We start from the raw sequence: 14,739 nt of genomic DNA on the forward strand, positions 1-14,739 counted from the left end.
CCCAGTCCGGACCGGCTCGCGTGGCCGTGACCGTCGACGTGTGGCAGGGTTGGCGCGTGCCACCCACACCCGCCGGCCAACTGGCCGTGCCGAACCTGCACCGGGCCGCGCGGATCGAGGACGCCGTGCACCAGCTCGTGGAGCGTCGGTTGCGGCGCACCGGCTGGCGGATGAACATCGTCGCCTACACCGGCTACGGCCGTCCGGGCTGGGTGCGGGTGATGTGCCGGGTGCTGCTGGGTCGTCCGGACAACCGCCAGCGGGGTCGGCTGGACAAGGTCCGGGGCTGGCGCAGCTTCGCCACCCTGCCCGCCAAGCACGTCACGGTGCAGATCGAGGCCGGCGGGGTGCGACACGAGGCCCAGGCCGACCGCAGCGGTTTCGTCGACACGCTCGTCGAGGCCGACCTGCCGCCCGGGTGGGGCACCGTCCGGCTCAGCGTGGCGGACGCCGAGCCGGTCGACGCGCCGGTGCGCATCATCGACCCGGACGTGAAGTTCGGCATCCTCTCCGACATCGACGACACGGTGATGGTGACGGCGCTGCCCCGGCCGCTGCTCGCCGCGTGGAACACGTTCGTCCTCGACGAGCACGCCCGCAACGCGGTGCCCGGCATGGCGGTGCTCTACGAGCGACTGGTCACCGCGCATCCCGGCGCCCCGGTCTTCTACCTGTCCACCGGCGCGTGGAACGTGGCGCCGACGCTTACCCGGTTCCTGTCCCGGCACCTCTACCCGGCCGGGCCGCTGCTGCTCACCGACTGGGGTCCGACCGCCGACCGCTGGTTCCGCAGCGGCATGGAGCACAAGCGCTCCACCCTGGCCCGGCTGGCCAAGGAGTTCCCCGACGTGCGCTGGCTGCTGGTCGGCGACGACGGCCAGCACGACCAGGAGATCTACCGGGAGTTCGCCGCCGCCCACCCGGAGAACGTCGCCGGGGTGGCGATCCGCAGGCTGTCCCCGACGCAGTCGGTGCTGGCCGGTAGCCTGCCCGCCCCGGCCGGCCGCCCCTCGTCGGGGCCGGTGGGGCAGAAGTGGCTGTCCGCCCCGGACGGCGCCGGCCTGTGGCAACTGCTGCGCGACGCCGGCCTGGTCTGAGGCATTCGTTGCCGACCTAGCGGCCTTCGAACACGTCCTCCAGAACCAGTCTCGCCCGACCCGGCACCTCTTCCTCCGGGAAGATCTCGGCGCAGAGACCCAGGGCCTCCTCGGGGCTCGTGAGGCCGAGGTGGTCCACCAGGAAGCGGATGTCTTCGGCATCCCGACGTCGTGCGGCGAGGACTTTCATGGCGAGCAGGTGCTCCGGGGACGCCGCCGAAACCCGCAAGCCCGGATGATCGAAGACGCGTGGTGCCTCCGGATCCCCGCCAGCGGCGACGTACACGCTTGCCTGCTCGTTCAGCCACCACTGCGGCAGCCCGAGTTCATCGGCGACAGCCCGCGCTTCGTCGAGCACGATGCCGTGTGGCTGAAACACGGCATCGATGTCCCTGGTTGCCCGACGGGCGTCGTAAGCGAGTGCCATGGCAGCCCCGCCGAAGATGTACAGGTCGGCGACCACGCCCCGCCTGGCCAGCCGGTCACCGAGCCTGCGGAAGGCGTCCTCGATGGCAGTGCGGTCGAGCAGTGGGTCGTCGGCGCTCACGCGACCTTCAGCTCCTCTGGGGAGATGAACACCCCACGTCGCCGGAACGCCGCAGGCGCGTGCACCACGGCGTCGACGCGGGCAGCGCGGGTGTTGAAGGGGAACCAGAATCGCCGCAGCGACCGCGTCTCGACCCAGGCGGGTGCGCCGCGCCCGTCCCGGGCGGCAAGGTACTCCGTCAGTGCCGCGAGGAATACGTCCCAGTGGTCGTCACCTGTCGGGGCCGGCTCCTGGATCAGTAGGTCAGCACGATGCTCGGAAGGTTCCCAGCCGTACTCCTCCAGGAACTCCGCTACCAGCCGCCACCGCCTGGTGTCGTCGGCCCCGACGAGCAGGACGCCCAGGTGTGCCATCGTCATTGGCTCGTACCTCGTAGGACGATTGCTCACAGCATCAACGCTAGTACAAGGCTGCGCCAATCCGCCGCAAGGCCCTCCCTGTCGGGGGCAGAGCCAGACGGCACCGAGTGTGGCGGCCTGCGCGGGTGGGATAGTCATCCGGGTCTCGGCGCGGACCCCCCGAGGCCGCCCGCCAGATCCGACGCCGCTCCGGCGGGCGGCGGTGGGTTGCCAGGCTTCGCTATGGTCCATGGCGACCCGCCTATCCTGAGCCGGGGAAGCGGGGTGGATGGTGCTGCGGCCGATAGGCCCTTATCCCGATGTCGCGTGTCAACGGCTGGAATCGCCGGTTGGCTTGGCGGACGGTGAGGTCTTTTCCTCTTGATCGAACGTGGTGTTCGGATTGACCTCGAGCGCTATTCAGCATCGGTACGTGGCGAGGCGTGGATCGTAAGGGTAGCCGTGCAGTAGGGCGATTACCGACAGTGTTTGGCGGCAATGACATGGCGCGGCGCGCAGTTTCCTTAGCGGTGGTGATGGCTGTGATCATGCTGTCGGGATGTGCGGGCAATGGATCGAATGACCCCAGCGGCAGGTCTGACGAGACGGCCGCGCAAGTCCTGGCGGCATACGATCTTCCCCTGCCCGAATGTGCGCGACAGGCAGCCAGCTTCTGGGACAGTCCGGACAACCTGAATAGGAGCCTTGTCTACAGAGGTGCCGTTGACTTGTCGTGTCTGGAGCAGGCGCTGGCGGTGGTCGGCGTCGATCGGGGCGAGTTGCTTCCATACACGCAGTTGCCGGCCTGGTCCGGGTCAATTGGGGAGAGGTTGCCCTCAGCGGAGATTGTTGGCACCACGACGATCGTTCCGGCAGCTGCTTCTCGCAAGGAGATGCAGGTGGACGTCCATCTCGTGGAATCGAGCCCTGCGTTGCTCTTCCTCCATGCGATCTACCCATGATGCCGGCTGTAGTAGAGCCGCTGAAAATCGGCTGCGCCGGAGGCTTCCACCCTCTTGTCTGGTCAGGAGGCTGATGACGTGGAAGAGTTGACGGCTATCACGCAGACAGCAAGGTGGCGACTGGCGGTGCGGAGCTTCCGGCTTGCCCTCGTCATCTTTCCGTTGTTGATCATCTTGACGTTGCTGGCAGGGTTTGATGACCTGGAAACCACAGTCGAACCGTTGGCCGTGATCCTGTTCGTCATGGGCGGAATTGTGGTGATCACCGGATGGTTTGCGGCGATCCTGCTTGCCCGAGACACCACGAGGATGGCTGTGGGGAAGTCCGGGCTTGTCGATCCGGTTCGCACCTGGCTTATGATGCAGCACCTTGTCAGAGACATCTGCAACTTCCGAAGATGGTGAGACAGGTCGAGCCGGCTCTGGAAACAAGCTGCGCCTTGATCACTTGATGCTGACCAGTTCCAGGAGCCTTCTGGAAACTGGTCAGCATTAAGTGATTATGAGGCTGGGGGCGGTGCTCAGCTCTGGCGGAGCCAGACGACGCCCAGCGGGGGGACCTGGAGGGCCGCGGACGCCACCATCCCGTGCCAGGGCACGTCCTCGGCGTGCACCTCGCCCAGGTTGCCCACGCCCGACCCGCCGTAATGGTGGGCGTCGGTGTTGAGCACCTCCGCCCAGGTGCCGCCAGCCGGCAGGCCGATCCGGTAGTCGTGCAGCGGAGACGCGGAAAAGTTCGCCACGCACACCAGCGTCGAACCGTCCGGGGCGATCCGGACGAAGGACACGGTGTTGTTGGCGACGTCGTCTCCGGCGATCCAGCGGAACCCGGCCGGCTCGGTGTCCTGCGCCCACAGCGCCGGGGTGTCCCGGTAGACCCGGTTGAGGTCACCGACGAGCCGCTGCACGCCGGCGCGGGCCGGGTCGTGCAGCAGGTACCAGTCGAGGCCGCGCTCCTCGCTCCACTCCCGGTCGTCGGCCAGCTCGGAGCCCATGAACAGCAGCTGCTTGCCCGGGTGCGCCCACATGTACGCGAGCAGCGCCCGCACGTTGGCCAGCCGCTGCCAGGTGTCGCCGGGCATCTTGCCGGCCAGGGAGCCCTTGCCGTGCACGACCTCGTCGTGGCTGATCGGCAGCACGTAGTTCTCGCTCCAGGCGTACGCCAGGGAGAACGTCAGCTGGTGGTGGTGGTGCTGGCGGTAGATCGGGTCCTTCGAGGTGTAGAGCAGGGTGTCGTGCATCCAGCCCATGTTCCACTTGAAGCCGAAGCCCAGCCCGCCGTCGGCCGTGGGTCGGGTGACGCCCGGCCAGGCGGTCGACTCCTCGGCGATCATCACGACCCCGGCGTGGTGCTTGTAGACCGTCGCGTTCACCTCCTGCATGAGCGCGATGGCCTCCAGGTTCTCCCGACCGCCGTACTGGTTGGGGGCCCACTGGCCCTCGTCGCGGGAGTAGTCCAGGTAGAGCATCGAGGCGACCGCGTCGACCCGCAGCCCGTCGACGTGGAACTGGTCGCACCAGTAGAGCGCGTTGGCGACCAGGAAGTTGCGCACCTCGTTGCGGCCGAAGTCGAAGACGTACGTGCCCCAGTCGGGGTGCTCGCCGCGCCGCGGGTCGGGGTGCTCGTAGAGCGGGGTGCCGTCGAAGCGGGCCAGGGCCCACTCGTCCTTGGGGAAGTGCGCGGGCACCCAGTCCAGGATCACGCCGATGCCGGCGGCGTGCAGGGAGTCGACGAGGTGGCGGAACTCGTCCGGGTCACCGAAGCGGGACGTCGGCGCGTAGTAGCCGGTCACCTGGTAGCCCCAGGAACCGCCGAACGGGTGCTCCATCACCGGCAGCAACTCGACGTGCGTGAAGCCCAGCTCGGTGACGTACGCGGTGAGCTGATCGGCCAGCTCGCGGTAGCCCAGGCCGGGCCGCCAGGAGCCGAGGTGCACCTCGTACACGCTCATCGGCTCCTGGTGCGGCTGGCGCTCGGCCCGGCGGGCCAGCCAGTCCGCGTCGTTCCACCGGTACGTCGAGTGGTGCACCACCGACGCGGTGGCGGGCGGCACCTCGGCGTACGCCGCCAGGGGGTCGGCCTTGTCCCGCCACTTCCCGTCGGCGCCGAGCACCCGGTACTTGTAGCGGGCACCGACCCGGGCGTTGGGGACGAACAGCTCCCAGACGCCGCTGGAGCCGAGCGACCGCATCGGCCAGCCGTCGTCCGGACCCCAGCCGGTGAAGTCGCCGACCACCCGCACTCCGCGCGCGCTGGGCGCCCAGACGCTGAACGCCACGCCCTCGTCGAAGACCCGGGCGCCGAGCGCGTCCCACAGCCGCTCGTGCCGGCCCTCGCCGATCAGGTGCAGGTCCAGCTCGCCGAGCGTGGGCGGGTAGCGGTACGGGTCGTCGTGGACGGTGCCGTCGACCTCCACCCGGTAGTCGAGCACGGTGCCCTCGATGTGGGTCTCGAAGACGCCCAGGTCGTGCACCCGCTTCATCGGGTGCCGCTCGTCGCCGACGAGCAGCAGCACGTCGCCCGCGCCCCGGCGCATCGTGCGGATCGTCGTCCATCCGTCGGCGGGGTGCGCGCCGAGCAGCGCGTGCGGGTCGTGCGTCACGCCGGTGATCAGCTGGTCCATCGGTCGTCCTTCGGGGCGGCGTCGGTCGGTGCGGAGGCGGACGGGCGGGGCTTCGCCGAGCGGGCCGCGGATGCGCGGGCGGCCGCGGAGCGGGGCGGGGACGGGCGGGCCGCGGGCCGGCGCGCAGCCGCCGTCGTGCCAGCGCCGGCCGTCGGTGCCGGGCTCGTCGGTGCCGGGCTCGTCGGCGCGGTGCCGCCGGACAGGTCGTCCGGGACGTCGGCGACGGTGAGGTCCGCCAGCTCGGCGCCCGCGGGTGCCGGCGCGGCGGGCGGGGTCGGACGGCGGACGGTCAGCACATGCGCCGGTTGCAGGTACGGGTCGAGCCGCACCGCGTTGCGCTGACCCCAGTCGTAGCTGGTGCCGGTCAGCTCGTCGTACACGGTGAACCGCTCGTGCCAGTCGAACCCGAGCTCCGGCATGTCGAGCGTCGTGTTGCCCCACTGCACCACACGTGGGTCGAACGAGCAGATCACGATGACGGTGTTGCCGGTGTCCGGGTCGTGTTTCGACCAGCACAGCAGCGCCGGGTTGTCGATCTCGTGGAAGCGCAGGTTACGCAGCTGGTGCAGGGCCGGGTTGTCGCGGCGTACCCGGTTGAGGGTGGCGAGGAACGGCGCCAGCGAGCGGCCCTGCGCCTCCGCGCCGGCCCAGTCGCGGGGGCGCAGCTCGTACTTCTCGTTGTCCAGGTACTCCTCCGCGCCGGGGCGGGCCACGTGCTCGAACAGCTCGTAGCCCGCGTACAGGCCCCAGGAGGGGGAGAGCAGCGCGGCCAGCACCGCCCGGATCTTGAACATCGGCGGGCCGCCGTGCTGCAACGAGGAGTGCAGGATGTCCGGCGTGTTCGGCCAGAAGTTCGGCCGCATGTGGTCGGCCGACGCGACCAGCTCCTCGCAGTACTCCCGCATCTCGGCGGCCGTCGTGCGCCAGGTGAAATAGGTGTACGACTGCGTGAAGCCGATCTTGCCGAGCCCGTGCATGATGGCCGGCCGGGTGAACGCCTCGGCCAGGAACAGCACGTCCGGGTCGACCTTCTTGACCTCGGCGATCAGCCAGTGCCAGAAGTCGAACGGCTTGGTGTGCGGGTTGTCCACCCGGAAGATCCGGATGCCCTCGCCCACCCAGTGCAGCACCACGCGCAGCACCTCGGCGCGGATGCCGTCGGGGTCGTTGTCGAAGTTGACCGGGTAGATGTCCTGGTACTTCTTCGGCGGGTTCTCCGCGTACGCGATGCTGCCGTCGGCCCGGGTGGTGAACCACTCCGGGTGCTCGGTGACCCACGGGTGGTCCGGCGCGCACTGCAACGCCAGGTCCATCGCCACCTCCAGGCCCTGCGCCGCGGCCGCCTGGATGAAGGCGCGGAAGTCCGCCGGCGTACCCAGGTCGGGGTGGATCGTGTCGTGGCCGCCCTCGGCGGCGCCGATCGCCCACGGCGAGCCCACGTCGGTCGGCCCGGCGGTGAGCGCGTTGTTGCGGCCCTTGCGGTTGATCCGGCCGATCGGGTGGATCGGCGGCAGGTAGAGCACGTCGAAGCCCATCGCCGCCACACCCGGCAGCCGCTCGGTGGCGGTGGCGAAGGTGCCGGAGCGCCCACCCGCCGCTCCTTCGGAGCGCGGGAAGAACTCGTACCAGGCCGAGAAGAGCGCCCGCTTGCGGTCAACCCAGAGGGTGTACGCCTCACCGGCGGTCACCAGCTCCCGCACCGGGTGCTCCCAGAGCAGGTCGGCCAGGGCCAGTGCCGGGTCGACCCGCTGTGGCAACGGCAGGTCGGTGTCGACCAGCGCGGTGAGCGCGTCGGCGACCCGGGGCCGGTCGGCGGCCGGCACCAGCTCGCGGGCTGAAGCGAGCACTCGCGCGCCCTCGGCCAGGTCGTTGGCCAGGTCCTCCGGACCCTGCCCGGCGGCGATCTTCTTGGTCACCGCGTTCTGCCAGGTCAGGTACGGGTCCTGGAACGCCTCGACGGCGAAGGTCCAGGAGCCGACGGCGTCCGGCGCGATGGTGGCGTGCCAGCGGTCCTGGCCCGGTTCGCCGGGGCGCATCCGGGTGAACGGCCGCTGCACGCCGTCCGGGCCGGCCCACACCACGTTGCAGCCCAGCGCGTCGTGCCCCTCCCGGTAGGCGCGCGCCGACACCGGGACCGGCTCGTCGACGACTGCCTTAGCCGGGTACCGCCCGCACGAGACGACGGGGGAGACGTCTTCGATCGGGAACCGTCCTGTCACCCCGCCAACCTACTGTGCGAGATCCCTTCGCGCGCGGCCAAGCACCCCGCTCAGCCCCCCGCGCGGTTCATCGGACGCACCGCGTAACGGTAGGTGTCACGTATCGTTCGTATTACGTGACGGAGGTACAGAGCATGCGGTTGAACAGCAAGGGCCAGGTGACCATCCCGGCCGCGCTGCGAGCCCGTTACAACCTGCACGAGGGCGACGAGGTCGACGTGGTGGAGGAGGGCGGGGCCCTGCGCATCGTGCGCGTACACGGCTCCGACACCCGGGGTCAGCGACTCGTCCGCCACATGCGCGGTCGGGGCAGCGCCAAGGAGACCGAGCACATGTCCACCGAAGAGTTGATGGAGTTGCTGCGTGGCGAGTGAACGGCTCCGCGCGGTGCCGTCGCGTGCATCCGACGCGGTGACGACCCTGGTCGACACCAATGTGCTGCTGGACATCCTGACCGACGACGCCAAGTGGGCGGAGTGGTCCGGCGCCGCCCTCGCCGAGGCCCGCGACGCGGGCAACCTGGTGATCAACCCCATCGTGTACGCCGAGGTGTCGGTCCGTTTCGCCCGCATCGAGGAGTTGGACGAGGCATTGCCGGCAGGGGACTTTCTGCGCGAGGAGCTTCCGTACCTGGCCGGCTTCCTCGCCGGCAAGGCCTACGCGCGGTACCGCAAACTGGGTGGCACGAAGCGGTCGCCGGTAGCCGATTTCTACATCGGCGCGCATGCCGCCGTGTGCCGGTACCACCTGCTGACCCGTGATGGGGCGCGATACCGCACGTACTTCCCAACCCTGACGCTGATCACGCCGGTCGACTGACCGCCCCGCCCCGCTCCCGGAGCGCAAGCCAAGATCCGCACGCTTTCGGGGAAACTGCTGCCTCAACGCGCGCCGACGCAGCAGTTTCCCCGAAGTTGCGCGGATCTTCACGAGGAGCCTGTGGTTTCAGGCGAGCGGCGACGATCCGTGGCACCTCAGCAGCATCACCCTCGGCGTGTCGCACTGCTCAGCTGACAACGATCAACGAAGTCGGGGTATGTCCTCAGGCTCAGGCGGGCGGGTTCGGCGCCACGAACGAGCCCTTGCCTTGGCGAGTGACGATCCAGCCTCGCTCCTCCAAGATCCGCAGGGCGTAACGCACCGGCCAGGCGCTCGACTGGTACTGCTCTCGCATCTCGGCGATGGAGGGCAGCTTGTCGCCCGGCTGCAACGTGCCGGCCTGAATCGAAGCAGCAACGTCATCGATGATCTGCTCGTACAGCGGTGCTTGCGGCATGGTGGCGCCACCTCTCGTCAGCGCACCGATCTTCGCACTGTGGGTAACTCACCGTGCATGCTCTGTTGACTGTGAAGGCAGTGCCTTCTAAGTTGAGGGCAGGGGATCTCTCGTCAGCAGCGGAGTTCCTCCTGGCAGGGCGGGGCGGTTCCCCCGTGTCGCTCCGCCCTGACCTGCGTCGTTACCACCCCTTCCGCCATGTTCGAGGAGGCACAGTTGGACGAGCGTTCTTCGGATGGGCCGTTGCCGCCGGCGTACCCGGTTGCCGGCGGCCGGCCTCCGCAGCCGGACGGAGACCGGGTGCCCTGTCCGCCGCACCCGACGCGGGCGCCGCTCACCCGGCGGCAGTACACCTACGGACTCGTGATCGCGGTGGTCGTACTCCTGTTGTTTGTGGTCGGGATCGTGCGGTGAGCGCGACGGGCCTGCGGTGAACGAGCTGCCGGTGGGTCGCCGGGTCGCGCAGTGGCGGGTGCGGCGCAACATGACGCAGCAGCAGTTCGCCGACCGGCTCGGCAAGTCGAAGAGTTGGGTGGACAAGGTCGAGCGTGGGGTACGCCGGTTGGAGCGGGTGTCCAACCTCCGGGAGATCGCCGAGACGCTCCGCATCGACGTGGAGGTCCTGCTGGCCACCCGCTCAGCCCGTCCGCAGCCCGTCGCGGCCGGGGTGGACGGGATCCGGGCGGCGTTGGCCCGATACCACCTGCCGGGCTCGACCCAGACGCCCTCCGCCGAGGAGCTGCGAGCCCGTCTGGACCACGCCGACCAGAGCTACCGGCATGCCCGGTACCCGGCGCTACTCGCCCTGCTACCCAGCCTGCTCGACGCCGCACGTGCGACGCAGGCCGCCCGCGCCGGCGGGGCGGGCGACACACTGCTGGTGTCGGTGTACGCGCTCATCGCCCTGGCGCTGGTGAAGGTCGACCAGGGAGAGCTGGCGTGGCTGGCGGCCGACCGTGGGATCGCCGTCGCCTTCGCCACCAACGATCCCCGGCTCTCCGGTGTCGCCACCGTGCCGTTGAGTCAGGCCCTGCGGTCCCGGGAGCGTCGGCGCTCGGCCGCGGACGTCGCACTCCGAGCCGCGCACGGGATCGAGGCGTCCGGTGCTAATTCCCCGGATGCCGCATCGCTGCGCGGGACGTTGTTGATCCAGGCCGCCCTCGCCGCCGCGCGCGGGGGAGGAGCGCGCAACGCCCATCAGTCCCTCGACCGGGCCGCAGAGCTGGCCCGCACCGTCGACCGCGGTGGTGGCTCCGCTGGGTGTACTGACTTCGGGTCGGCGGCGGTGGAGGCAGCCCGGGTGGTCGTCGAGGCGGCGCTCGGAGATGTCGCGGTGGCGACGGTCCGGCATGAGCGGCTGCTCGCCACCGACGGGTGGCGGTGGCTGTCACCCGAGCACCGGGCCGCGTACCTGCTTGATGTGGCGCGCGTGTACATCCGGGGTGGCGACATGCTCCGGGCCGGCCGCGCGCTGCTCGACGCCGAACGCACCGCGCACGGTGAGGTGCACGACCGGCCGGCGGTGCGGAAGCTGGTTGCCGTCGTGTGGCGGTCCGCCGATGCGCCCACCGGCCTGGCCCAGCTCGCCGCCACTCTCGGCGTCGCCTGACGCGCTGACGGTGAGCTGTTGGTTAGTTGCGCCGGTGGTAGTGGTTGCGGCGGGGGAGTTGTTCGGGGTCGAGCCAGGCGGGTGGGGTGAATTCGGGGTGGCCGTCGCCGCCGAGGTGGACGGTCCAGTCACCGCGGTGAACGTGTTGGTGGTGGTGGCCGCAGAGGAGCACCGCGTTGTCGAGGCTGGTGTCGCCGCCGTCGGCCCAGTGCCGGATGTGGTGACCGTCGCACCAGCGGGGTGGGCGGTCGCAGCCGGGAAACGCGCAGCCCCGGTCCCGGAGCACCAGGGCGCGTCGTAGCGGCCCGGTGATGAGTCGGCGTTGCCGGCCGACATCAAGGGGTTGGCCGACGCCGCCGAGGACGGCGGGGAGGATGGCGGCGTCGCAGGCGAGCCGACGCACGGCCTCGGGGGTGAGCTGAAGGCCGGTGTCAAGGGCTCCGGCGCCCAACTGCCGCGTCAACCCGTCGTAGCCGGTGGTGATGACGACCTGCGTGGGGTCACCGCCGTGCTCGGGCAGCTCGCCGGTGCGCAGGGCGAGTCGGCAGACGTCGGCCAGGGCGTCGTGGCGGCGTTGCCCGGCCGTGCGGGTGTCGTCGGGGCCGCCGGGCGTGGTAAGCGGGTCGATGGCGGCGCGCAGCAGGGCCGCAGCCTCAACATCGAGAACGCCGGTGAGGCGCAGCCGACCGTCGGGCTGCTCGCTCACGGTGACGTGCCGGTCGCGGGCGGCCCGTGACTCCTGCGCCCGCAGCGCCGCATCGGCGGCGGCGTCGGCGACCTCCGGGGCGACGTGGTCGAGGATGCGGGTGCCGAGCTTGCGCAACAGGGCGGCGTCGAACTGCGCCGCCCAGTCGACGAGGACACCGACGGCCTTGTCGGCAGCCTCCGTGCCGGCCGTGGCGTGAACGGTCTCGACCGTCTCGGCGATGACCCGCACCTGCTCCACGTCGACCGCGCCGCCGACCAACGCGTCACGCACCCCGGATGGGGCGGCGTCGAGCGCTGCGGCCAACTCGACCAGCCGCCGGGCGGCACCAACCGTGAGACGTAACCGGTCCCGCAGCCACACGGCCGTCGAGGATGCGCCTTGTGCGGTCGCGGTGCCTCGACCGTCCAGCTCGCGCACGAGGGTCAACTTGACCGCGGCCAGGCGTTGCTCAAGGCGGTGCGTCGCATCCAGCGCCGCCACGAGATCGCGCTCGTTGGCAGCCCAGGCGGCCGTGTCGAAGCAGGCCGCCACGGCGGCCTCGGCCTGCTCCAACGCATCGATCACAGTAGGAGACTAGAACACCTGTACGACACTTTCCGGAGACCGTTCGTGGTCCCGTCGGAGCGGATCGCCACCCCGTCGAAACGCGCGGAGGTGACGTAGCCTCCCGCCATGATCGAACGGGTGAAGGTTGCGGTTGTCGGTGTCGGCAACAACACGTCGGCACTGGTGCAGGGGCTTGCTCTCTACCGCCAGAGCGGCAGCCTGGTCGGCATTCGCCGGCCGATGATCGACGGGCTCGGGGTGGGGGACATCGACGTCGTGGCGGCTTTCGCCACCTCCGCGGAGAAGATCGGCCGGGATCTGACCGAGGCGATCTTTCTGGCGCCCAACAACTTCCCTCGGCTGGACTGCGACCTGCCCGAAGCGGGTGTGCAGGTCACGAAGGGCCTCGTCGACGCGACCGAGGTGCAGCGGGTGGCAGCGGCGCTGGCAGGGGCGGAGGTGCTGCTCTACTCGGCGCCGAGCGGCCGGCCAGAGACCGCCCAGGCGTACGCCGAGGCAGCTCACACGGCGGGTGTCGCCTTCATCAACACCACCTCCGACCCGGTCGCGCGCGATCCACGCTGGATCGACAGGTTCGAGGCAGCCGGTCTACCGCTGCTCGGCGACGACCTGGCCAGCCAGTTCGGCACCTCGGTGCTGCACAACGCGCTGCTGCGGCTGCTGGCGGAACGGGGCCTCACCCTGGTCAGCTCCTACCAGGTCAATCTGGGCGGCACCGAAGACTTCCGCAACCTGGTCGAAAACCCCAACACCAAGAAGCAGTCCAAGCTCAACGCCCTGTCGGGCGCTGACAGCGTCGAGGTCGCCCCGCTCGGGTACCTGCCGCATCTCGCGTCGCAGAAGGTGGCCCACCTCAACCTTGAGGCGCAGGGTTGGGGTGAGACAGCGGTGAGCCTCGACGTGAAGCTGAAGGTGCACGATCCGAGTGGCGCTGCGGGGGTCAACATCGACCTCATCCGCATCGCCGCCAGCGCGCTCCGGAACGGGCGTGGTGGTTACTGCGCCGAAGCGACGTCGTTGCTCAAGTCGCCGCCGGGGACGGCGATCTGAGGCCGGGGGTGAGCAGGCGTTTCATCCGCTCGTACTCGGCGGTCATCTCCGGGGTGGCGAGGACGTCGTCGAGGTCGGCCGAGACCTGGAAGTCGACCTCCTCGACGGAGCGGATGGCCAACTCGTACAGCTCCTCGCGCCGGTCCTCCTCCAGGTAGGTGGTCCAGTGTTCGAGCGCGGTGAGGACGATCAGGATCCCCTGATCCAGGTCGCCGTCGGCGAGGATGCCCGCGTCGATCCGCGTCAACCGTGCGCGGAGCTCCGTCGCGTCGGCCGTCCGGACGTTCTCGCGGGCGCTGGCCAGCGCCGCCCACGCGTCCTCGGTCAGTTCGTCGTCCGAGGCGGTGTCGAGCAGTTCGCTCCGGACCAGCCGGGTGACCGTCTCCAGGCCGAAGACGCGCAGCTTGGCCTCGTCAGCCTCGACGACCAACTGGAGGATCGCCGCTTCGAGTTCGTCGTACCGCATCTCGCCGGCTCCCTCAGGCCGCGCCGACGGAGCGGTAGACCTCCAGGGTCTGGCGGGCGATGGCGTCCCAGGAGAAGTGCTCAACGGCGCGCCGACGGCCGGCCAGGCCGAACCGCTCGGTGCGGGCCGGGTCGGCGAGCAGCGTGTTGATCGCCGACGCCAGGTCGGCCACGAACCTCTCCGGCCGCAACGGCGTCCCGGAGCCGTCGGTGGCCTGCTCGATCGGCACCAGCAGGCCGGTCTCGTCGTCGGCCACCACCTCGGGGATGCCGCCGGTGGCGGTCGCCACCACAGCCGTCTCGCAGGCCATCGCCTCCAGGTTGACGATGCCCATCGGCTCGTACACCGAGGGGCAGACGAAGACTGTCGCGTGGGTGAGCACCTGGATCACCTCGGGCTTGGGCAGCATCTCGGCCACCCAGACCACGCCGGAGCGGTTGGCCCGCAGCTCGGCGACCAGCTCTTCCACCTCGGCGGCGATCTCGGCCGTGTCGGGTGCGCCGGCGAGCAGCACGAGCTGGGTGTCGGCCGGCAGCTCCCGGGCGGCCCGCAGCAGGTAGGGCAGCCCCTTCTGCCGGGTGATCCTTCCCACATAGACCACGCTGGGCAGCGCCGGGTCGATGCCGAGCCGCTCCAGCACGTCGGTGCCGGAGTCCGGGGCGTACTGCACGGTGTCGATGCCGTTGTAGACCACCCGGACCCGGTCCGGGTCGATCTGCGGGTAGGCGGCGAGCACGTCGTTGCGCATTCCCGCACTGACCGCGATCACCGCGTCGGCGGCCTCCATCGCGGTGCGCTCGATCCAGGAGGAGAGCGTGTACCCGCCGCCGAGCTGCTCGGCCTTCCACGGTCGCAGCGGCTCCAGGCTGTGCGCGGTCAGCACGTGCGGCACCCCGTGCAGCAGCTTCGCGGTGTGCCCGGCCAGGTTCGCGTACCACGTGTGGCTGTGCACCACGTCGGTGCCGGCGGTGCCGGCGGCCATCTCCAGGTCCACACCCATCGTCCGCAACGCGGCGTTCGCGCCGGTCAGGCCGGGCGGATCGGCGTACGCCGTGACGCCCGGCTCGGTGCGCGGCAGGCCGAAGCAGTGCACGCGTACGTCGGTGAGGTGGCGCAACTCCCGGGCCAGGTACTCGACGTGCACGCCCGCGCCGCCGTAGACCTCCGGTGGGTACTCGCGGGTGAGCAGATCGACGCGCAGCGGGGTGGGTTCCGTCATGACCCCGCACCCTAGTGCAGAAGACTCCCCGTACGAGTGGTGAAGTCCGACGCGGG

The 14,739-nt window shown here is 70.2% G+C and carries 15 protein-coding genes; 7 read left to right on the top strand and 8 right to left on the bottom strand.

Features of this window, described 5'->3' with window-relative positions; translation table 11 throughout:
- Positions 1-56 precede the first annotated feature (56 nt).
- Positions 57-1,097, top strand: a complete 1,041-nt coding sequence (locus ACFYPR_RS26705; RefSeq protein ID WP_387263058.1) for an App1 family protein — start codon at positions 57-59, stop codon at positions 1,095-1,097.
- A gap of 16 nt (positions 1,098-1,113) precedes the next feature.
- Here ACFYPR_RS26705 and ACFYPR_RS26710 read toward each other — a convergent pair whose 3' ends face one another.
- A complete protein-coding gene (locus ACFYPR_RS26710) occupies positions 1,114-1,644 on the bottom strand; it encodes a DUF6036 family nucleotidyltransferase (protein WP_354856705.1) in 531 nt (176 codons plus the stop codon).
- Positions 1,641-2,003: a hypothetical protein gene (locus ACFYPR_RS26715; RefSeq protein WP_354856706.1), complete on the bottom strand. Its 363-nt coding sequence runs from the start codon at positions 2,001-2,003 to the stop codon at positions 1,641-1,643. The genes ACFYPR_RS26710 and ACFYPR_RS26715 overlap by 4 nt, the downstream gene beginning before the upstream one ends.
- A gap of 521 nt (positions 2,004-2,524) precedes the next feature.
- On the opposite strand from ACFYPR_RS26715, the gene ACFYPR_RS26720 reads away from it, so the two are divergent.
- Complete coding sequence (locus ACFYPR_RS26720; RefSeq protein ID WP_355067329.1) at positions 2,525-2,944, top strand: hypothetical protein; 420 nt, start codon at positions 2,525-2,527, stop codon at positions 2,942-2,944.
- 78 nt (positions 2,945-3,022) lie between these two features.
- Complete coding sequence (locus ACFYPR_RS26725) at positions 3,023-3,349, top strand: hypothetical protein (RefSeq protein ID WP_354856707.1); 327 nt, start codon at positions 3,023-3,025, stop codon at positions 3,347-3,349.
- 116 nt (positions 3,350-3,465) lie between these two features.
- Here the strand turns inward: ACFYPR_RS26725 and glgB are convergent, their stop codons facing one another.
- Together glgB and ACFYPR_RS26735 are read right to left on the bottom strand one after the other, a co-directional pair.
- Positions 3,466-5,568: a 1,4-alpha-glucan branching protein GlgB gene (gene glgB, locus ACFYPR_RS26730; RefSeq protein ID WP_354856709.1), complete on the bottom strand. Its 2,103-nt coding sequence runs from the start codon at positions 5,566-5,568 to the stop codon at positions 3,466-3,468.
- Positions 5,556-7,787, bottom strand: a complete 2,232-nt coding sequence (locus ACFYPR_RS26735; protein WP_387263061.1) for a maltotransferase domain-containing protein — start codon at positions 7,785-7,787, stop codon at positions 5,556-5,558. Before ACFYPR_RS26735 ends, glgB begins: the two co-directional genes overlap by 13 nt.
- Before the next feature lie 116 nt (positions 7,788-7,903).
- On the opposite strand from ACFYPR_RS26735, the gene ACFYPR_RS26740 reads away from it, so the two are divergent.
- On the top strand, positions 7,904-8,161 hold the full coding sequence (locus ACFYPR_RS26740) for an AbrB/MazE/SpoVT family DNA-binding domain-containing protein (RefSeq protein ID WP_354856713.1): 258 nt from the start codon (positions 7,904-7,906) through the stop codon (positions 8,159-8,161).
- Positions 8,151-8,606 (top strand): type II toxin-antitoxin system VapC family toxin, encoded by a 456-nt coding sequence (locus ACFYPR_RS26745; protein WP_355067325.1) that lies wholly within the window; start codon positions 8,151-8,153, stop codon positions 8,604-8,606. Before ACFYPR_RS26740 ends, ACFYPR_RS26745 begins: the two co-directional genes overlap by 11 nt.
- Positions 8,607-8,835: 229 nt before the next feature.
- On the opposite strand, the gene ACFYPR_RS26750 is transcribed toward ACFYPR_RS26745, so the two are convergent.
- Positions 8,836-9,063: a winged helix-turn-helix domain-containing protein gene (locus tag ACFYPR_RS26750; protein ID WP_354856718.1), complete on the bottom strand. Its 228-nt coding sequence runs from the start codon at positions 9,061-9,063 to the stop codon at positions 8,836-8,838.
- A gap of 430 nt (positions 9,064-9,493) precedes the next feature.
- Between ACFYPR_RS26750 and ACFYPR_RS26755 the strand changes: the two genes are divergently transcribed.
- Positions 9,494-10,672: a helix-turn-helix domain-containing protein gene (locus ACFYPR_RS26755; protein WP_354856720.1), complete on the top strand. Its 1,179-nt coding sequence runs from the start codon at positions 9,494-9,496 to the stop codon at positions 10,670-10,672.
- A gap of 22 nt (positions 10,673-10,694) precedes the next feature.
- Here ACFYPR_RS26755 and ACFYPR_RS26760 read toward each other — a convergent pair whose 3' ends face one another.
- Complete coding sequence (locus ACFYPR_RS26760; RefSeq protein ID WP_355067324.1) at positions 10,695-11,945, bottom strand: DUF222 domain-containing protein; 1,251 nt, start codon at positions 11,943-11,945, stop codon at positions 10,695-10,697.
- 108 nt (positions 11,946-12,053) lie between these two features.
- Here ACFYPR_RS26760 and ACFYPR_RS26765 point away from each other — a divergent pair, with 108 nt between their 5' ends.
- Positions 12,054-12,998, top strand: a complete 945-nt coding sequence (locus ACFYPR_RS26765; protein WP_355067322.1) for an inositol-3-phosphate synthase — start codon at positions 12,054-12,056, stop codon at positions 12,996-12,998.
- Here ACFYPR_RS26765 and ACFYPR_RS26770 read toward each other — a convergent pair.
- Together ACFYPR_RS26770 and glgA are read right to left on the bottom strand one after the other, a co-directional pair.
- Positions 12,970-13,464: a hypothetical protein gene (locus ACFYPR_RS26770; RefSeq protein WP_355067320.1), complete on the bottom strand. Its 495-nt coding sequence runs from the start codon at positions 13,462-13,464 to the stop codon at positions 12,970-12,972. The genes ACFYPR_RS26765 and ACFYPR_RS26770 overlap by 29 nt on opposite strands.
- Positions 13,465-13,477: 13 nt before the next feature.
- Complete coding sequence (glgA, locus tag ACFYPR_RS26775; RefSeq protein WP_354856730.1) at positions 13,478-14,683, bottom strand: glycogen synthase; 1,206 nt, start codon at positions 14,681-14,683, stop codon at positions 13,478-13,480.
- Positions 14,684-14,739 lie beyond the last annotated feature (56 nt).

It is taken from the genome of Micromonospora sp. NPDC005254 (assembly GCF_042872525.1).
In the GTDB taxonomy this organism is placed as follows: domain Bacteria; phylum Actinomycetota; class Actinomycetes; order Mycobacteriales; family Micromonosporaceae; genus Micromonospora.